Annotated in this window: 15 protein-coding genes; 11 read left to right on the top strand and 4 right to left on the bottom strand. The window is 49.3% G+C overall.

The annotated features are described in order from the left end of the window. The first annotated feature begins 254 nt into the window (after positions 1-254). Both L6H65_RS03495 and L6H65_RS03490 read left to right on the top strand, forming a co-directional pair. Entirely contained in the window at positions 255-704 is a 450-nt protein-coding gene (locus tag L6H65_RS03495) for a hypothetical protein (protein ID WP_236339011.1), read from the top strand. A gap of 779 nt (positions 705-1,483) precedes the next feature. Beyond that, positions 1,484-5,125, top strand: a complete 3,642-nt coding sequence (locus L6H65_RS03490) for a glycoside hydrolase family 44 protein (protein ID WP_236339010.1) — start codon at positions 1,484-1,486, stop codon at positions 5,123-5,125. A 489-nt stretch (positions 5,126-5,614) separates the two neighbouring features. On the opposite strand, the gene L6H65_RS03485 is transcribed toward L6H65_RS03490, so the two are convergent. Then, on the bottom strand, positions 5,615-6,001 hold the full coding sequence (locus L6H65_RS03485; RefSeq protein ID WP_236339009.1) for an SET domain-containing protein: 387 nt from the start codon (positions 5,999-6,001) through the stop codon (positions 5,615-5,617). A gap of 379 nt (positions 6,002-6,380) precedes the next feature. Then, positions 6,381-6,707, bottom strand: a complete 327-nt coding sequence (locus L6H65_RS03480; RefSeq protein WP_236339008.1) for a YnfA family protein — start codon at positions 6,705-6,707, stop codon at positions 6,381-6,383. Positions 6,708-7,393: 686 nt separating this feature from the next. Between L6H65_RS03480 and L6H65_RS03475 the strand changes: the two genes are divergently transcribed. The 4 genes from L6H65_RS03475 (at position 7,394) to L6H65_RS03460 (ending at position 10,303) form a co-directional block, all read left to right on the top strand. Continuing rightward, on the top strand, positions 7,394-8,059 hold the full coding sequence (locus tag L6H65_RS03475) for a hypothetical protein (protein ID WP_371877631.1): 666 nt from the start codon (positions 7,394-7,396) through the stop codon (positions 8,057-8,059). A gap of 236 nt (positions 8,060-8,295) precedes the next feature. Further along, a complete protein-coding gene (locus L6H65_RS03470; RefSeq protein WP_236339006.1) occupies positions 8,296-9,174 on the top strand; it encodes an AraC family transcriptional regulator in 879 nt (292 codons plus the stop codon). A gap of 117 nt (positions 9,175-9,291) precedes the next feature. Next, on the top strand, positions 9,292-9,795 hold the full coding sequence (locus L6H65_RS03465; RefSeq protein WP_236339004.1) for a hypothetical protein: 504 nt from the start codon (positions 9,292-9,294) through the stop codon (positions 9,793-9,795). Positions 9,796-9,850: 55 nt separating this feature from the next. Next, positions 9,851-10,303 carry a DMP19 family protein gene (locus tag L6H65_RS03460; protein ID WP_236339002.1) on the top strand — a complete coding sequence of 151 codons (453 nt, stop codon included), beginning with the start codon at positions 9,851-9,853 and terminating at the stop codon, positions 10,301-10,303. 84 nt (positions 10,304-10,387) lie between these two features. Here the strand turns inward: L6H65_RS03460 and L6H65_RS03455 are convergent, their stop codons facing one another. Both L6H65_RS03455 and L6H65_RS03450 read right to left on the bottom strand, forming a co-directional pair. Next, complete coding sequence (locus tag L6H65_RS03455) at positions 10,388-10,807, bottom strand: DUF4395 domain-containing protein (RefSeq protein ID WP_236339000.1); 420 nt, start codon at positions 10,805-10,807, stop codon at positions 10,388-10,390. Positions 10,808-11,481: 674 nt separating this feature from the next. Beyond that, positions 11,482-12,207, bottom strand: coding sequence for a response regulator transcription factor (locus tag L6H65_RS03450; protein ID WP_236338998.1), 726 nt, complete (start codon positions 12,205-12,207; stop codon positions 11,482-11,484). Between the two features lie 251 nt (positions 12,208-12,458). Here L6H65_RS03450 and L6H65_RS03445 point away from each other — a divergent pair, with 251 nt between their 5' ends. The 5 genes from L6H65_RS03445 to L6H65_RS03425 all read left to right on the top strand — a co-directional run bounded on the left by L6H65_RS03445 (position 12,459) and on the right by L6H65_RS03425 (position 20,528). Beyond that, positions 12,459-13,625: an ABC transporter substrate-binding protein gene (locus L6H65_RS03445; RefSeq protein ID WP_236338996.1), complete on the top strand. Its 1,167-nt coding sequence runs from the start codon at positions 12,459-12,461 to the stop codon at positions 13,623-13,625. Between the two features lie 57 nt (positions 13,626-13,682). Then, positions 13,683-14,642, top strand: coding sequence for an NHLP bacteriocin system secretion protein (locus L6H65_RS03440; RefSeq protein WP_236338995.1), 960 nt, complete (start codon positions 13,683-13,685; stop codon positions 14,640-14,642). A gap of 19 nt (positions 14,643-14,661) precedes the next feature. After that, positions 14,662-16,878 (top strand): NHLP family bacteriocin export ABC transporter peptidase/permease/ATPase subunit, encoded by a 2,217-nt coding sequence (locus L6H65_RS03435; RefSeq protein ID WP_236338994.1) that lies wholly within the window; start codon positions 14,662-14,664, stop codon positions 16,876-16,878. Between the two features lie 28 nt (positions 16,879-16,906). After that, a complete protein-coding gene (locus L6H65_RS03430) occupies positions 16,907-19,828 on the top strand; it encodes an NHLP bacteriocin export ABC transporter permease/ATPase subunit (RefSeq protein ID WP_236338993.1) in 2,922 nt (973 codons plus the stop codon). A 328-nt stretch (positions 19,829-20,156) separates the two neighbouring features. Then, positions 20,157-20,528, top strand: coding sequence for an NHLP leader peptide family RiPP precursor (locus L6H65_RS03425; protein WP_236338992.1), 372 nt, complete (start codon positions 20,157-20,159; stop codon positions 20,526-20,528). Positions 20,529-20,536 lie beyond the last annotated feature (8 nt).

The raw sequence follows: 20,536 nt of genomic DNA, 5'->3' as shown, positions 1-20,536 counted from the left end.
GCTCGAAAGGAGTGCCACCCCGCACCCGAAAGCGTGAAAAACCTGCTTACAGACAGAAAATCCGAGGGCGAGCGCGCTGTAAGCATGAAAAACCGCCTAACAGAGTGCGTATCTCTCGAAAGGATTATTTTCGAAAGGATCATTTTTTTGCGAAACTTGCAGCTAGGGGGACGAAGGTATGGAATTCTCGCCCGCACGCTCTCGATCTCGAAGCGAAAAAGGAGAACAACAGATGAGAGAGGATGAGGAATGAAATGAGACGAAAACGGTATTTTGCAATCGCAGCCATTAGTTTGACTGTAATGATGTTTACTGCAGGCTGCTCTGAGGACAATGGCAGTTTGACCTATGAGACTGATGAAGGGAAGCAGCTTACGATCTCCAGCAAAACGGAGGTTCCCGAGGGCTTTCCGAGCGATATTCCACTTCCAGCAGAGATTAAGATTACATCCTCTTTAAAAAGCGAGGCGTCCGGCAACATTACGGTTGCAATTGAAACGGAGATGCCCTTCGAGGAGGCTGTGAAGCTGTATCAGGGTTATGCAGACAAGGCCGGTTATAAGGAAAGCTTCAAAATTGAAGAAGCCGGCTTCTATAGCTTCTCAGGCTCAACCAACAATGAGCTGTTCGTGTTCAACCTCCAGCTAGATCAGGAGAATAAAAAAACAGTGACCGGCGCGCTCGTCTATGAGAAGAAGCCGTGATGCTGACAATGAGCACGGTATAATTTACTCCCTGCATTGCACTGTACTACGCTCAGCTCTCAGCACGTAGTAGGGCGATATGTGCTAGCGTTTAACCACAACGAGGTTTGCTTGTATGAGAAAGGATTGCTCTGAGCGATAAACGTATGTCTGTCGCGATCAGATAAGCGAGTACTTCGCCCGTTCCCAATCGAATTCGACTTCCCCTCCCGGAATTCCGGTAAAAGCTGCTAGTAAACTCAGACACTACTTCATTGAAATTCACAAGTCTTCTCCAAGAAAAAGAAACCCATTGCACAAAATCCCAAGCAGACAACCATTGGGTTGGCTATGATCTTCGAACGAATAAGTCGGCAAAACGATTATAGAGCGCGGAAGGAGGGATGTATGACCTGTTCGATGAGCAGGTGAATGAAGAGGGGCGATCCGCGTCAGCTCGGTATGCACCCGGCTGGAATCCCTGCGCGGGTGTGGCGTTGCATGACAGCGGTCGACCACATGTGGCAAGTCCCGCTATTGGACGTATATGGACGGATTTTGAATGCGTATGCGTAGAACAGAGACATCGCAGCGCTGTTACTGGAGTCTGCGTGGAAAGGAGCTTCAGCGTGGCCAATTCATCGCGCAAACGGCCGATTCTGAGCCTCATCCGCTAACGTAGGAGCTAAGAAGAAGATGATCGATCGCACACTCGGTTTCGAACCTTCCAGCAGGCTGGACCGTCAAGAAGGTCTGGTACAGGAAAGCAAGTGATGTCATTAAAGAGGAGGAAATACGTAATGGAGAATGCAAGGAATAAAGTTTTCAGGAATAAGACATTGGCGGCGCTGCTTGTTGCGGCGCTTCTACTCGGGCAGTTTGTTATGCCTGTATCGCAATCATACGGGCAATCATCGGACAAGCTGGTCGTGTATGACGATTCTTTATCCGAGTCGTTCGTCAATTATGGCTGGGCAAGAATGAGTCTTGAAGAGACGGAAATGGTCCATAGTGGAAGCCGGTCGATTCAGTTTGACCCAGATGAAGGCATGGCCCTATATTTCTATAAGGACAGAGTTATGAATGCGCAGGAGTACGAGTCGCTGAGCTTCTGGGTTCATGGAGGAGCAGACGGGGGGCAGAAATTCAAGCTATGGCTCACGCTGGGCGGTCAAAGCATTGCAGAGATCGACTCCAGCCAATTGCTGCCTGACGGAGTTGCAGCAAATGAATGGAAGCTCGTTCATGTGCCGCTCGCACAATTCGGCGTTACTGGTCTGCTGGACGGTATTCTGATATGGGGATCGGGTCAGCAAGAGCCGATCTACATGGACGATATGTCGTTCGATGAAAAAAATGTCGGCGAACAGCCTGATCCAAACGAACAGCCAGATCCTAATGAAGAGCCAGATCCCAACGAAGAGCCCGAAGGTGATGCGGCTGTAACCGGGATCGTGTTTGAACAGGAGAAGCTTGACCTGAAGAGCGGTAAGCTTGGGCCTGCTACGCTTCATGTGTTGCATGAAGACGGTTCGTTGACAGCAGCCGGCGATGGCGTGCAGTGGTCCTCTCAGGATGAGACTATTGCCGTAGTTGCCAGCGGATTGGTTAGAGGTCTTCAGAGCGGCTCGACGTTTATTCGGGCAGCGTATGAAGGCTTTGAAGCGCTACTTCCTGTCGAGGTAACCGAAGGCGACCCGGTGCTGCCTGTTGAACCGGTGGAGGGCTTTTACCTGTTCGATGATGCATTGGCTTCATCAATAACCAATTACAGCTGGGCCGAGGTCAGTCTGGAGGAAGAATCCGTTGTTCATACGGGCGAACGGGCGATTCAATATTTGCCAGACGGTGATGAAGCGCTGTATCTATACAGCGACCGCATTCTGACTGTCAAGGAATTTGACAGGCTGAAATTCTGGGTGCATGGCGGCGATTCCGGCGGTCAGGATGTTAAGCTTGTCCTGACAGCAGGAGGAGTTGCGGTTGCCGAGCGGGGGCTGAATCATTGGCTGCCAGAAGGTATCTCAGCCGGTGAATGGAAGCTTGTAGAGGTAACGCTTGCGGATATGAATCTGACGAATCAATTGTTCGACGGATTCCGTTTGGTAGGTGCAACATCAGGTGCTCAGACGGAGATGTATGTGGACGATATCGCGCTTTTATCCAAGAAAGCCGCTCAAGCTGCCATTGTTGAGGTGAGAATAGACAAGCCTCGGATCGTAATGCTTCCTGGTGAAGAGCAGCAGCTGCAAAGCGAATCCTTCCTGGCATCTGGTGAAACAGGGCAAATTACGGAGCAAACGGAATGGTCGGTTGACCGTTCGGATATTGTATCTGTGGAGCAGGGCAAGCTCACAGCACATGCTGCGGGAATTGCGAAAGTGACGGCATCCTATAAGGGACTAACGGCAGATGCCTACGTTCAAGTGACGGATGTAGCTTCCGAGCTGGTCTACGAGGATGCGTTAAGTGACGGATTCCGCAATCTAAGCTGGCATGAGAAAGATTTTGCAAACGAAGAAGAGGCGCATAGCGGCTCCCGTTCAATCAAATTCGAGCCGGACGGCTGGGACGGTGTGTGGATCACCGGCGATGAGAAGAAACAAGTTGAGCATTATTACGGCTTTGAATTTTGGCTGCATGGCGGGACAGTTGGCGGACAGCTGCTCATGCTTCATGCCTATGACGGCAATCAATCCCTTGGTGCTGTTGATCTGAACGAATTGCTGCCGGGTAATTCTTTGCCCGCAGGACAATGGTCCAAGGTGACCGTTAGCATGACGGACCTTGGTGTCGAATTTGGTCAATTTGACGGTCTCATACTGCAAGCGGCTACTGAGGACAATCAAGGAGCGGTGTACTTCGATGATATCGTGCTGCTTCGCAATCCGAATTCAGGTCAGCTGCCTGAGCCTGAGCTGCCGCTTATTACAGTAACTGTTGATCAAGCGGCAGCGCGCAAGCCGATTAATAATGATATTTACGGCATCAATTACGATGAGAGCAATCCGACAGACTCCGAGCTGACGTTCCCGATCGAGCGCTGGGGCGGCAATCAGACGACACGTTACAACTGGGAGCTGGACGTAGCGAATCGGGCGAACGACTGGTTTTATATCAATTATCCATATGATAATGATCAGCCGGAGCAGCTACCTGGCGGATCGATGTCGGACCGATTTATTGACGAAGTCCATGCAGGCGGCGGTAATGTATTGATGACGATTCCGACGATTGGATGGACACCGAAGGACCGCACGATAAGCTACGGATTTTCTCAGCAAAAATATGGGGTGCAGCGGGAATGGGCATCAGAGCTTCGAGATGCAGGAAACGGTGTTCGTCCTGATGGATCACTCGTTACAGGCAATGATCCGACGGACACGTCCAAGCAGGTCGGCACAGATTTTGCTACGCGCTGGATCGACCATATGGCTCAAAGAACGAATGACCGTGTTCATATGTACGCTCTGGATAATGAGCCGGAAATTTGGCATGTTACACATCGCGATGTACATCCTGAGGCTCCGACCTATGACGAGCTGTGGGATAAGACGTTACAATACGGAACCGCGATTAAAGCGCAGGACCCGGATGCCCAATTATTCGGCCCGGTCTCATGGGGCTGGTGCGCATATTTCTATTCGTCCGCTGACAATTGCGCAGAGGGTCCTGACCGTGCTGCCCATGACGGCAAGCCTTTTCTGGAGTGGTACTTGCAGCAGGCAAAACAGCATGAGGACAACACAGGCGTTCGTTTGATCGATTATTTGGACATCCACTATTATTCACAGGAGATTCCGGTGCCGACAGCAGACGAGGGGCCGCAAACGGCCAAAAGGCGCTTCCAGGCATTGAAATCTCTATACGACGATGATTTCATCGACAACTCTTGGATTCAAGAGCCGATTCGTTTGATTCCGAGAATGAAGGAGATCGTGGACAATAATATGCCGGGGATCAAGCTGGCAATTACGGAGTATAATTTCGGCAACGGCAACGGAATTACTGCCGGTCTGGCTCAAGCGGAGGCACTCGCAATTTTCGGCAGAGAAGGTGTGGATTTGGCGACAAGATTCGGCAATTTCCGTGCGGGTACGCCAATTGAGGACGCATTCAAGCTGTATCTGGACTATGATGGCAATGGTTCCAAAATCGAAGGCAGCAGCGTTAAGACGAGCTCCACGCTTTTCGACGCAGTGGGTGCTTATACGATTGAAGGAACGAACGGGAAGACGTATATTTTGCTGTTTAACAAGGATACATTGTCACGCAGTGTTAGCGTTAATGCTGGGCAAAATTTTGACGGCGCTGCAGATGTATACCGCTTCGATGCGGGCTCGCGTCTTGCAAAGAGCGGCGAAATCGAAGCAGGCGAAGATGGCGTTGTCTCATTGAAGCTGCCGAAGCGCTCTGCTACGCTTATTGTTATTCCTGAATAAGCGTTAGATGAAAACCTGACGCTATTCAGATAGAGATGAATGCAAGCTGTATTAACGGGGCTGTCCAGAAAGTCAGTAAAAACTGACTACTGGACGCCCCGTCGTTGTAAGCGGCCTGAGCAGAACAGCAGTCATGGATTCGGTGAGCGGTTGAGGAGGAAAGATTTTCTGGACTTCGGACTCCTTAGCTTGGATTTAAGCTGTTAGTGAGCGAAGGTTGTGCTGATATGCGGCGAGTGCTGCGGGACGTTGGCGGGGATTGTAAGCGGACAAAACACGCTTACAGCTCTCAAAAGTTGCGCGATCGTTCGTGTAAGCATGAAAAATCGCTTTACAGCCCGAGCGATGAGATTACTTTGAGCATTGCGCAGATCAGATAGGGTATATCGAGGAGCGAAGTTTTCGCCGCATTGATCTCCAAACCAAAGAAGGCCGTCATGATGAAAATCCCTGACGGCTTTTCTTATTGGGGCACACGGTGTGAACGGATTATTCTTTATCTGTTTCCATGAACCATAGCGGATCGTCGCAGTCGACTTCGCCATTATAATTGATCAGAATCTCATCCCCTGCGCAGATATCTGTATAGGCGTAAAAGTCAAAGGTATGATTCTTAAAATTAATATCGTACGTGGCATTAGGCGTATAGGAATGGTTGAACAAGCTACCATATCCCAAAAGTATGGCGGTGTGGTTAGCTCCATACTCATACACATAATCTGCAAGTATCGTTTTCTCTATGAACTCGTGATCCTCATTGAGATAAGGGATGACCGGCGCTTCATGCAGCAGCTCGCCTTTAGTTATATTTCGTGTCGCAAATACCCCTCTGTTGAACTCTCCGTTGCTTAGTTTGGATGTTTTTATCTCAATCATGTCAATCACCTACGCACTCTATAGTCTGGATCATGCCTTTATTCTCGTGATACCTGTGGAAACAATAATTTTAACCCACCCTCGGTCAAAGGGCAAGTTGTTTCAAAGTTGTTTCAATGTGGATTGTTTCAAAGTGGATGCTAGATAGAGAGGGCGGCAAAGTGGAGGGGGCATATTCAAACGCATTGGGATGATTTGTTTTTGCCATTGTTGTGATAGAACGGGATCTCGGCGACCGTTCGAATCGGCGATTTGCCCGCAATGTGAAATCCATTTATCATTCCATCGGCATTGTCAGATCGAGAGAACGCGACGTTATTATAGGAATAGGTATTATAGGAATAGGAAACGACGGTCTTCTTTTTACTTATGCGTGTGTTCAGCTTCGCGGAGCCCATAACATAATTGAAACTCCAATTATGCAAACAGCAGCCCCAATCCAATCGTACAGGTCTGGCGTTTTCTTATCGACAAGCCATCCCCAAAGCACAGCAAGAACAATAAATACACCGCCATATGCTGCATACACCCGTCCAAACGACGGGAAGCTTTGCAAAGTTGGAATGATTCCATATGCGACGAGAATTACACTTCCGACAATACCGTACGATAGAGGCTTGGATTCACGAAGCCACAGCCAAACCAAGTAGCCGCCGCCAATCTCAGCCAGCCCCGCAAGAAAGAAAATGAAAATAGTGAATATCAATTGACCATGTTCCCTTCTTATTTAATGGTATAAACGATTATCATTTTTATTTTAATCAATAATATTATTGTAATCGGAACCGTTGGATATGAAAACCTGCTGCTAATTATTCCGCTCTTCAGCCGTTTGGCTGGGGAACTAATTATGTTGACAAATCAGCCGCTAGGGAATATATTTTAAATGTTTCCTCAAGGAAACATTATTGCATACGAGAAAGATATTTTCCGGATTAAATACATAAGGAAATAGACGTGAGTGCGGAGCAATAAAGTTGCCGTGCGGTTAAGACAGTCAGCTCAATATGAAGAGATATCGGAGCTATACAAGTCACAGCAATGAGTACTTATATGGAGGCTACAATGAAAGGAGAGGAATCCATGCTGCAACAGCGTAGCAAGCGTAAACAAAGGAACAGAAAGACGACAGTCGGGCTAGTTCTGACTTTATCGATCGTGATGCTAGCTGCATGTAATACCAATTGCGGAGACTGAAGAGAAAATTAGGGGGCTAGTTTTCGACAGGAAGGAATAGGTCGCAACGATGCAAGAAGTGGTCCATCAGCCCAGACCATTGGCATCCCCCTTACATATGTTTATTAGGTGAATAACTATGTTTGGGAGGACGCAAGTATGTATGATTCGATGACATGGACTTCAGATCCGCGATTTCCAAATTCGTTTCTTGCAATGAATGTCAGCTATCAAGGAACGTACCCGCCTTACTTCATCAACGGGCAGTTGAATTATATTCCTTATGCTCAACCATCCGAACCATTTCCAGGAAATATCCGAACCAAACACGCTGCATGTATCAGTAAGGCAGAGCTTGAATTAAACCAGGCTTTTCGAATGCTATGGAGCCAGCATGTTGCGTGGACGAGGATGCTGATCATTAGCATAGCTGCGAATTTGCCGGATGAAGCGTTTGTTACGGAGCGTCTCCTTCGAAATGCACCCGACATGGCGGCCGTGTTCAGGCGTTACTATGGTGATGAGATTGCAGCGCGGTTTAACAATTTAATGAGAGAGCATCTCGTACTTGCTGCCCAGCTTGTTAAAGCGGCCAAGGCTGGCGATAGCCAGGCAGCCGCAGATGCGGAGAAGAAATGGTATGCCAATGCGGATGAACTCGCTGCTTTCCTAAGCAGCATCAATCCATACTGGCCGAAGCAGGTGTTGACGAATATGCTGTATGAGCATTTGCGAATGACGAAGGAAGAAGCGGTTTTCAGGCTGACCGGTAATTATAAAGCGGATATCGAGGCCTATGATCAGATTGAGAAACAGGCGCTGGAAATGGCGGATGCATTCACAAACGGAATCGTGATGCAGTTCCCAAATGCTTTCAGGTAATGTAGAAGCAATGATTGAATACGGACTAACCGATACGATTCAGTATCGGTTTTTCGATTTGTTTATTGATCGCAAGGGGCGAGCAGAGCCATAGCCATAGTTGAGGGTAAGTTGAGGGGCAGCCGCTCTTATTTTATAATGATGACATCAACGCATACACGACTTCTTTGTGCACGGATTGTCGGATAGATACGTTCAGCTTCTGCTATTCTAGGGTTGTGGGAGGGAGGTTGCAAATGAATTTGCTCCAGGACATGAATGAGGCATTAAACTATATTGAGGAAAATCTTGCGCAAGAAATTGATTTTAAAGAAGTAGCGAGGCTGGCTTACTGCTCGGAATATCATTTTAAGCGAATGTTTGCATTTTTGGCTGGCGTAACACTGTCGGAATACATCCGCCGCAGACGACTTTCTCTTGCAGCAATGGAGCTTAATAAGAGCAATATAAGGATCATAGATCTTGCGATTAAGTATGGATACAACTCGCCGGACTCATTTGCGCGAGCATTCCAAAGCTTGCACAGCATAACGCCTTCTGAAGCAAAAAATTCTGGTCAACCGCTCAAAGCCTTTCCACGCATGACTTTTCAGTTGTCCATTAAAGGAGGCAGTGAAATGAACTATCGTATTGAAGAAAAAGAAGCGTTTCGAATCGTTGGTCTTACGAAAAGAGTTCCTATTATTTTCCAAGGGGTTAATCCGGAAATTGCATCGATGTGGCAAAGCTTAACCGAAGAACTGATCGGCACGCTGAAAGGACTGTCTAATGTTGCTCCGTCGGGCCTTATAAGCGCGTCTACCAACTTTTCTGAAGGCCGGATGGAGGAGAAGGGCGAGTTCGACCATTACATTGGAGCAGCTACAACGAATGATGGCCCGGATAACCTGTCACAGCTTGAAGTAGCTGCTCATACTTGGGCTGTATTTGAAGCAGTCGGCCCTTTCCCTGACACGCTGCAAAATGTATGGGGACGCATCTATTCCGAATGGTTTCCATCCTCCAATTATGAACTGGCAGAAGGTCCGGAAATGTTGTGGAACGAGCATAAAGATGTTACTTCGCCAACGTTCAAAAGTGAAATATGGATACCTGTATCAAAAAAAGCAAGATGATCCCACGTTGGGCTCCTGGACATGGAGATGCCTGAATGTGGGCATCTTTTTGTGGTATAATGTCCCTATTGCCCGTCTATTAAGCGACCGGATAAGGAGTTAGGGGGTTATCTTTATATGAAGAAACGTACTGGAATTAGTCTTGCTATGGCGTTGATAGTCGTGCTGTTATTATTATCCTCGATATCTTTAGCCAAAGAAGAGAATTACAAAGCCGGCAGCGAAGATGCGGCAGCATCTGAACGTTCAGTCAATTTGCCGAGCGGTCCACAAGAAATACAATATGAATCAGGTGTTGATTCACCTTACAACGTGATTTTCATTAATAACGCCAATCAAGTAGGTGCTTCCTCATTCGAGAACTCGTTCACCCCTTCGCCAAGCAATGGAAGCAAACTAAATATACAGGTTAAGAATAACAATCGTTCCGGAACAGTCATGTTCAAAGTATCTCAAGGTACACAAGACTTTGGATATGTTGATGTTGCTGCTGGGAAAGGCCTGACAAGAACATTCACAATGAGGGATGGCAGCGGAATGACAGGGGATTGGAAAGTCTATGTAACGACTAATGATGGACATGTTATGGACATCAGTGTAGATGCAGGTGCTATAAAATAAATGTTCGAGTATGAACGGCAATTTCTATCTCTATCTTCTGAAAGCAGGCACGTCAATGATAATAAGACGGATATCTAAAGAAATCCTCGAACAAACGCCTTATGAAGAATGGAATGCATATATCGATTTATTAGCTATGGAGGCGTATTCGGATCTAAATCTAATTCAAAGGGTTGCTCATTTATGTTTCTGGTATGATTCAGAAGTTCAAAATGGCGGGCATATTCAATACTTCGAAAACCAAGGTACAGCAAAAGTCGATGAAACGATATTCGCTTTGAAGACTGTAGGCGCAATGGAACAAGCGGAATTATTGGATAAGGCTTATGGACGATATTCTTCGAAATTTAGAAGGGAATTGAAAGACATCTTTGAGTTTGTCGCGGCTTCTAGAGAAGGGGAGTATGCAAGCTTTGATAGTCAATATTATGAATGCAATCCGAGAGTAATTGATTTATTGGAAGATTATTATGTATTGCATAAAGTGAATTTTGTAGCGGTTATTTGAAAAATTCCGTAACTCGCTAATACAGGACACCTGTGAACAAGGGTCGCCTCCAGTGAAATGGAAGCGGCCCTTTTAGGGCTTCGATTACGTTCTGCGGATTCGTCTGCCCGCGCGAATTTGCTTAAACCAGAAGTAAAGCGTGCATCCGATGCAATAACCGAGCAATGCCGCACTTGCGGCAAGAAGCAGCATGGCCGAGAAGGCGTACCCAATAATCTGCCAGCCGAAGGCAAAGGAGATGAGCGCCAGTGTGAGGAAGATGACGGCCAGCGTATTATTGAAACGCTGCAGCTCGGCGGCTTGCGTTTCTGTACCTTTTCCTTTCAGAATAAGCTTGGCTGTGACTACGAAGAGGTTGAGCTTTCCTTCGGAAACCAAACCTGCTGCTTGTATGATCCATAATGCGGCCAATATCCATGGCTGTTGGAAGAGAAAGGAGAGAATGACGAACAGGACGATTCCGGTCTGATTGGCTTTCACATAACGCATAGGCACTTCGCGCATATCCTCACCACCTCAATGTCGATAGGATTACTTTGTTTTCATCATATTCGATCATTGACACAATAGCAATAGGGGCAACATTCCAGCTATCGCTAACAGACAGTTCTCCCCTCATTGTTAAGTTGCGAATTCATAGACCACGGAAAGTGATTAGCTTTGATCAGGCAATTCCCAATCATATTTCCAACCTGCCAGCATTAGTGCGGGCGGTTGTACATTGTCATTAATAAGACCCATAACACCAAGGCAAGATATTTCTTCTTTAATTAATCCAATATTTACAAACACAATATTGGCTAGAAATTACCCCTTTTCGTAAGGCTCTCCCCGATATTCCACAAATACAGTCACTTTATCATTCTTCATATAATGAAGAGGAAGGATTTCGCCATTGCGTTTATCCTCTATTTTGTATATGGTATCTCGTACAAAATCAAATGTATAAGTTTCCACATGTTTCTTGGACCAAGGGTTAAGCTCGGTGCGATTCATGACGCGTATGGTTGATGCGGACAATCGTACAACTATTAATTTAAAGCGAAATAAAAAAAAGGACTCCGTTTTCAATAACGGGTTCCCTTGTTGGCAGGCTATGCGATGGTTCAGCAGCCTATATGAAATGAAGCCGCACGCAATAGGCTAGTCTTGGTTTTGTGGACAGAGTGATCGTCCTCCTAGAGCTGCTCCACTGCCGTCTCAATCGGCTTATCGTTGAATTTGTAGCCAACGCCACGAATCGTGTGGATATAATGCGGCTTGGCAGGGTTTTTCTCCAGCTTCTTGCGCAGATTGTAGATGTGCACCATTACAGTATGCGTATCCCCCATATGTACGTCATCCCAGAGCAGCGTGAACAGCTGCTCGTTTTTGTATACCCTGTTCGGGTTTTTGGCGAGATGGAACAGCAGCTTGAATTCTTTGGCCGATAGGGAAATCGGCTTGTTGTCAACAAGTACCCGATGCGTTGCGGGCTCAATGACCAATTGGTCATACCTCAATGTCTGATCAGCCTCAACGCCGCTTTTGTGCAGCAGATAGTTCCGTCTTATGTGCGCTTTCACCCTGGCAATCACCTCTATAGGACTAAACGGCTTCGAGATGAAGTCATCCCCTCCGAGTCCGAGCCCCAGCACTTTATCGATATCCTCATCCTTGCAGCTGACGAACAGAATCGGCACATTGCTCGTCTTGCGAAGCTCGCTGCAAATTTGAAATCCATCTAATCCAGGAAGAAGCACATCCAGAATGACCAGATCGGGCAAGTGCTCGCCAGCTAAGGCCAATGCTTCATTGCCTTCGAATGCGGATAGTACGTTATATCCTTCACGCTTCAAGGACATGGTAAGCAATTCGTTGATCTCATAGTCGTCATCTACAACAAGTATTGTCTTCTTCAACATGCTTGCGCCGCTCCTTCTTGCAGCAATCTAGTAATAAAGTATGATGTGTTTCGATTATTTTCGACAAATTATGATTTCTATTTAGAATTATCGCATTTTAAGGCTGCGAAGTCGATTGCCCGGATGAAATTTTAAATTAAATTGAGGTTAACTTCACATTGGCTTGATGGTTAATGATTTTGGGCTGGCTTATAATGAGTACGTTAAACGCAATGTCATGCCAAAGTTTGTACTGAAGGGAGTTCTTTAACATGAAAACCATTGCCCATTCTAGCCGAATGCTGCTATGGAAAGTTGTTGCAATTGCAATGGTGGTTGTTCTATCTGGATGCTCTTCTGACCTCGGGCCGGATCAGATACGAGAGAAGGAGCTTAAGAGCCAGTCGGGGGAAGTGGTCATTGGTGTTGTCTGGCCGTTCGCCCAGCGCAATGATCAATTTCGCGAAGGGCTGCAGCTTGCTCTTGAGGAAGTGAACGAGAAGGGCGTTCTGGGAGGGAAGAAAATCCGTTTAATTGAGGAGGATGACGAAGGGTCTACAACCAAAGGAATGGCAATCGCCCAGCAATTCGCTGAGAATACCTCTGTTGCCGCTGTGATCGGTCACCGAAGTTCCTCGGTTACAATTCCCGCATCGCGTATTTATGATCATGCTGGAATTCTGCTCCTGTCTCCTGCCTCAACCTCGCCCAAATTAACGGATGTGAACAGCTCCTATATTTTCCGCAACATACCGAATGATGATCAGTTGGGACAAGCGCTGGCCTTGTATGCAGCAGAAACAGATTATCGCAATATTGCTATTTATTATACGGATGATGAATACGGGCGAGGGCTGGCCAATTCGTTCGAGGATCAAGCAGGCAAGTCCAATCTGAGAATCGTGGATCGCTTGTCAGGATACAAGGAAGCCTCTGATGTCCGAAGGATAGCGGATAAATGGGAAGCGCTTGATTGCGAGCTTATTCTGGTCGCGACATCAGCGGCAGATGGCATAGCATTCATTAAAGAGCTTCGAGCTGCAGGCGTGGATACACCGATTATTGGCGGAGATGCGCTTGATTCGGCGGAATTTGCCGCAGCAGGTGAGGATGTGCAGGATGCTGTAGTAGCCTCGGTGTACAATCCGCTTGAGCAGTCGAAGATCAATGAACATTTCAAACAGCAGTTTATTGCTAAGTATGGGGTGGAACCCGGCAAATGGGCTGCTCAGGCCTATGACTCGCTGAAGCTGCTCGCTGATGCAATTGAAGGAGCAGGCTCGCGAAGTCCTGCGGAAATATCCACGCACTTGACTGAGTTGAAGCAATGGGAAGGCGCGGCAGGCTCACGCTCATTCTCTGACAGTGGAGATGTTCAGGAGATGGGCATTGTCATGAAGCAGCTGCGCAATGGAGTGTTTGAATATTTGGCCAAATAGCCGTTCATGACGGACGAATGATGGTAGAAGCGAACTTTAGAAGAAGGGATGCACACGATGAATAATAACGTATTTCGTAAAGTATCCGTTGAGCGTCTGTCTTCCCCGGAGCAGCTGGACAATCTGGTGCGTGTAACGTCTCCGCGCGGGTGGCTGGCGTTATGCGGACTCGGCCTGATGATCGCAACCGCTCTATATTGGGGAATATTCGGAACGATGTCAACAAAGGTAAGCGGACAGGGCGTACTCATTAGACCTGGGGGCTTGAAAACGATACATACATCATCAACCGGCACGATCTCCAACATACGGGTAGTCGAGCACGACACGGTGAAGAGAGGCGATGTCATCGCCTGGATCGAACAGCCGGAATTGCTGGAGCGGATCAAGGCCACGAAGCTGTCCATATCCGCTCTTGCTGCCAACAATGCTCCAGATGATGCGCAAAGCGGTGCAGAACTGGCTGCATTGGAGCAGCAGCTTAATCAGTTGCAGACCGACTATGAATATGCATCTAAAGTGATAAGTCCCTATACGGGCAAAGTAATTGAAGTCATTGCCAATCAGGGGAATTATATCGGCAATGGATCAGCCATCATTCGTCTGGAAACGCATGGCGTGCAGACAGATGAATTGATTGCGGTCATGTATGTGTCGGTTCATCAGGGCAAGCAGCTGCTGCCAGGCATGGATGTGCGCATCTCGCCAAGCTCGATCAACCGCGAGGAGCATGGCTCGCTGGTCGGTCAAGTGGTATCTGTATCGGAATTTCCTGTAACGCTGCAGGGGATGATGGCTACGCTCGGCAATGAAGGACTGGTGCAGCAGATGGCAGAGCAAGGCGTTTCGCTGGAGGTGCGTGTCAATCTCGTTCCAGATAGCAAAACCTTTAGCGGATACGGATGGACGACTGCGGACGGTCCTCCGGTACGCTTGAATAGTGGAACGATTGTGAATGGAGCGATTACGGCAAGCTCGGAGCGTCCGATAGCTTCTATTATTCCGCAATTCAAATAACAGGGAGGTGAGCGAGCTAGTGGCTTTGAAAAGAGTGAAGACACCGACAGTGCTTCAGATGGAGGCCGTAGAATGCGGAGCAGCCGCGCTAGCTATCGTACTGGCCCATTACAAGAGCTTCATCCCATTGGAGGAGCTGCGCATAGAATGCGGTGTTTCCCGCGATGGCAGCAAAGCCAGCAACCTGCTGAAGGCGGCGCGCAAATATGGAATGGAAGCCAAAGGCTATCGTAAAAACCCGGAAGACTTGAAGACGATGCAATGGCCGCTCATAATCCATTGGAATTTCAATCATTTTCTCGTATTGGAAGGGATACATAAGGATCGTGTGTACCTGAATGATCCGGCGACCGGACCAAGGGAAATATCGTATGAAGAATTTGATCAATCGTTTACTGGCGTTGTCATCGTCGCCAAGCCGGGGGAGGAATATGTCCGCCGAGGGAAGCCGCCGAGCATTCTCACTTCGCTGTCGAGCAGGATCAAGGGGTCGGAGGCGGCGCTTTCATTCGCGGTGCTTGCCGGGCTGCTGCTCGTCATTCCAGGTCTGGTCATTCCAATATTCAGCAAAATATTTATCGATCATGTGCTGCTTGGACAATCGCAGGATTGGCTCATGCCGCTGCTGGTCGGGATGGCCTTGACGGCTCTGCTGCGGGCAGGGCTGACATGGCTGCAGCGCTATTATTTGCTCCGGCTTGAGATGAAGCTGGCGCTCAGCTCGTCCAGCCGGTTCTTCTGGCATGTGCTGCGTCTGCCCATTGAGTTCTTCTCGCAGCGCTACAGCGGAGATATAGCGTCAAGGGTCGTCATCAACGACCGGGTGGCCCAATTGCTGTCGGGACAGCTGGCTGTAGCTGTGCTGAACTGCGTCATGATTGTGTTCTACCTGTTCCTGATGCTGCAGTACAGCGTTATACTGACCGGCATCGTTGTAGGGGCCTCGCTGCTGAATTTGCTGTTCATGCGGATGATTACCCGTAAACGGAACGATCAGAATCAGCGCTTGCTTCAGGAAACCGGCAAGATGCAGGGCGTATCGATGAACGGCCTGCAAGTGATTGAAACGTTGAAGTCCAACAGCTCGGAAGCCGATTTCTTCGTGAAATGGTCCGGGCATCAGGGCAAATTAATGAATTCCACGCAGCAGTTTGGCGTTTCCAATGGGTTTCTGACCGCCGTTCCCGCTCTGTTAACGAGCTTGAGTACGGTTGCCATTCTGGTTATCGGAGGCTTCCAGGTCATGGACGGCTTGCTGACGATCGGTACGCTGGTTGCCTTTCAGAGTCTTGCTGCAAGCTTCAGCAATCCTGTCAATGAGATGGTCAAGCTTGCGGGCTCGGTTCAGGAAGCCGGGGGCAGCATGAAACGGCTGGACGATGTCATGCAGTATCCTGTTGACCGTCTGTTCAATGAGAATCAAGCGATGGATGCGACGCAATATGCGCAGTATGAGCAAGGACAGGCTGCCGATGAAGCAGAGGCTGCGGGAATCGGACAATCGGCGAATGCCAAGCTGTCAGGCCATGTTGAAATTGTGAATTTGACTTACGGCTACAACAAGCTGGAGCAGCCGCTCATCGACAATTTCTCCCTGTCCATCAAGCCGGGCATGCGGGTTGCGCTGATCGGAGGCTCAGGCAGCGGGAAATCGACAATTGCGAAGCTCATTGCCGGCATATACGAGCCGTGGTCGGGCGACATTCTGTTCGATGACCAGCGCCGGGATCAGATACCGCGCAATCGGATCGGCAATTCGCTGGCTGTCGTCGATCAGGATATTGTGCTGCTGGAAGGCACAATCAAAGACAATATTACGTTCTGGGATTCTACGATTCCCGAAATCGATGTCATTCGGGCAGCCAAGGATGCGGCCATCCATGACCATATAGCGGAGCGGAGCGGCGGCTATGAGCATATGATTTCGGAGAATGGCGGCAATTTCAGCGGCGGGCAGCGTCAACGGCTGGAGATTGCCCGCGCGCTCGCCGGCAATCCGTCGATTGTCGTGCTGGACGAGGCGACGAGCGCGCTTGATCCGGCGACGGAGAAGATCGTGGACGACAGCCTTCGTCGCAGAGGGCTGACCTGCATCATCGTCGCGCACAGGCTGAGTACAATCAGAGACGCGGATGAGATTATCGTCATGGCGCGCGGTAAAATTATCGAACGCGGCACGCATGCTTCCTTGCTCGGACTGGACGGTCACTATACCCGTCTGATCCAGGGACATTAGCAGTTTGCGCATTAGGGGGGAGAACATATTGGCAGAGCAACATAGGCTCAAGCTGCGTCAGTTGTTTGCCGACCACGGGAGCAGGCATGAAATTGAAGGCAACACGCCCATTCTAGTTACTGATCATGACAGCTTGTGGTATATCGATTCAGGCTCCATTGACATATTCGCAGTATCGCTGCAGCGGGAGAATGATCCCGCCAGAGACAAGCGGCGCTACTTGTTCAGCATGAATGAAGGCGCGATCCTGTTCGGATTCGCGGATGAATCAGGCGAGGAGCGCTGCGGTCTGCTGCTGGCCGCAGCCGCAGGAACAACCGCCTATCATATCAATACCGGCACATTCATGAATGTAATAGCTGACACAGGAATCGATGCGGAGCAAATGGCGCCGCTTATTGATCAATGGGTCGCCAGTTGGTCGGCAGCATTAAACACGCGCCACGCACCGTCCGAGTTCGGGATTCTGGAGCAGGCGCAATTGAAGGAGCTTGAGCCCGATACCTCATGGCGGACGCTTCATCCGGTGTGGGTCAAGCTGCATTCCGGTTCTGCCGATTGGATGGCAGAACATCCGCTGCAGACAGGAGAAGAGCAAGCGTTCATACCCATTACATCCTCCAGCTGGCTTGAAGCGAAGGAGCCTTGCAGCATCGAGGTTCGGAGCACTGTCTCCTGGCTTCAGGGGGACCAGCATTGGCAGGGCTTGTATGCCTTCCATCGCATGGCGGCAGCGAGACTGGCCGCGCTGCGTACGAAAGAACGGCTGCTGGAGCATGAGCGGCTCGTAAGCAGAACCGAGCATGACCAGACGCTGATGGATAAAGCGCTGAAGCAGCTGCTTGCTGTTACGGGCCGCAGCCGTCAGAAGCCTTTGACCTTCGATTCGAAGGACCCTTTATTCATGGCTTGCCGCATTGCCGGAGAGTATTCGGACATCGTAATCAAGCCTGTTGTCAGACAGCGGAAGGGGGCGCAAACGGTCAATCCGCTGCAGGACATCGCCCAGGCATCAGGGGTCAGATCGCGGAAGGTTGTGCTGAAGGGCGAGTGGTGGAAGGAGGACAACGGCCCGCTGGTCGCCTTCCTGGAGCAGTCAGCCGAGCCGGTTGCGCTGGTACCCTCCAGCACTGCATCCTACATGTGGATCAATCCGGCGAGCGGAGAGCAGGGAGCTGTGAATGGTGATGTCGCTTCTATGCTCCAGCCGATGGCGTACATGCTCTATCGCGCTTTCCCGGCCAAGGCGCTGAGCGTGATCGACATTATTCGCTTCGGCTCGCATAAGACGGTCCGGCGGGATTTCGGCATGCTGCTCCTTATGGGAGCGATTGCGGGCTTGCTCGGCATGCTCATTCCGATTGCTACAGGGATTTTGTTCGACTCCATCATTCCCGAATCGTACCGGGGCCCGCTTGTGCAAATGGCGTTGATCCTGTTCTCGGTGACGATAGCGATTGCGCTGTTTCAATTAACCGGCTCGATGGCTTCTCTTCGCCTGGAGGGACGAATGGACAGCTTTATTCAAGCGGCAGTATGGGATCGGCTGTTGAATTTGCCGGTATCCTTCTTCCGCAATTATACGGCGGGGGATCTGGCAATTAGAGCGAACAGCATCAATTCGATCCGGCAATTATTGTCGGGTGCGGTGCTGGGCTCCTTGTTCTCGGGCATATTCTCGACCTTTAATTATGTGCTGCTGTTCCAATACGATGCCAGCCTGGCGCTCGTTGCAGGAGGTCTCGTTCTGGCAGCTATGGCGGTTACGGCGGCAATCGGCTTGCTGCAAATTCGCTATCAGCGCAAATTGCTTGATGTTCAGGGCCGGATATCCGGCATGATGCTTCAATTGTTGAACGGAGTCAGCAAATTTCGGATGGCAGCTGCCGAGAACCGGGCATTCTTTCTGTGGGCGGGGGCGTTCTCAGAACAGAAGAAGCTCTCCTTCCAGGCGAGAATGCTGGACAATTATTCAGGCGTGTTTCAGTCCTTTTTCCCACTGGTGGCTTCCATGGTGTTGTTCTATATGGTTGCTTCCAAAGAATCGGGACTGTCGGCCGGCCAGTTCATAGCCTTCTTCGCGGCATTCACCGCATTTCTGGCGGCGATGCTGTCCATGGCTTCGGCACTGCTGTCGCTTGTTCATGTCGTGCCCCTGTATGAGCGGGCCAAGCCGATTCTGACGACACTGCCTGAGGTACATGATCAGCTGGAAGACCCGGGCGAAATTAGCGGAGCGATAGAAGCCAAGCATATTCAATTTCGGTATGACGCTGATCAGCCGCTCGTTCTAAAGGATATTTCCCTGAACATTAAGGCTGGACAATTCGTCGCGTTCGTCGGTGCTTCAGGCTGCGGCAAATCGACGCTGCTGCGTCTGCTGCTCGGATTTGAACAGCCGGAGAGTGGTTCGATTTATTTTGACGGTCAGGATATGAGGTCACTTGATGTCAGTCTGCTCAGAAGCCAGTTCGGCGTTGTGCTGCAGAACAGCAAGCTTATGTCGGGGGATATGTATACGAATATTGTCGGAACCTCCAATCTGACTGTCGATGAAGCATGGGAAGCCGCCACGATGGCGGGATTGGATGATGATATACGCAATATGCCGATGGGGATGCATTCCGTCATTTCCGAAGGGGGAAGCACGCTGTCGGGCGGACAGCGGCAGCGGCTAATGATCGCCAGAGCGATAGCCAGAAGGCCGAAGGTCATTTTCTTTGATGAAGCGACAAGCGCGCTCGATAATCGGACACAGGCTATTGTGAGCGAAAGTCTGGAAAGATTGCAGGCGACGAGAATTGTTATTGCCCATCGGCTGAGTACGATTACGAATGCCGACATGATTTATGTTTTTGACAAAGGAACGATTGTTCAGTCAGGGACCTATGACGAGCTGATGTCTGCTACTGGATTGTTCGCCGATTTGGCCAGCCGCCAGCTTGCCTGATGAAATCTGGGCCCAAACAGAAATCAGTGCTTGACATCTAGCGAGAGGGAAACGCTACGGGGCAGAGGGTTCTTCCGATCGCTGTTAAAGCCCGATTCCTTTATTAAAGGAGTTCACGGTTGGAATCGGGCTTTAAAGGCGAACACTGCCGTTTCTCCAGAATCCCTTTGCCCCTTCGCTGCTCTCTCCTTTTCTGCCAAGCGCTGATTTAAAGTTTGAGCCGAAATTTGAACTAAAATTGAGCTTCAATTGAGAGCAGATTTAATCCAAGGTGATATTCTTATACCTGTAAGACAAATACACAATTTACTTTGGGAGGATTCAAACAATGAGTTGGACAAATGAGCAGATTCAAGAAGCAGCACAAGCAGTAGTAGGAAAGGCAATCTCGGATGCAGAATTCCGTAAATTGGCGATATCCGATATTTATGCCGCGATCAAGCAGGTAACAGGCCGCGAGGTTCCACAAGAGTTCAAAATCAATGTTATTGACGGCACGGGCTACCATGCAAACATCGTACTGCCTGAAGTGCGCGGTGCAGCTGACGAATTGACGGAGACGGAACTCGAAGCAGTTGCAGGCGGAAGCAAAGACGGCGCTACTCGGTTTTTCGAAGGCGTTGGCAGCATCCTTGAGGACGGCGCTAGAACGGCGATCAGCACAGGCTCAACTGTAGCAATCAACATGTCCAACAAGTAATAGCATTC

Origin of the sequence: Paenibacillus plantiphilus (assembly GCF_927798095.1) — a bacterium.
In the GTDB taxonomy this organism is placed as follows: domain Bacteria; phylum Bacillota; class Bacilli; order Paenibacillales; family Paenibacillaceae; genus Paenibacillus_Z; species Paenibacillus_Z plantiphilus.
This window is presented reverse-complemented; position numbering and strand designations above follow the sequence as displayed.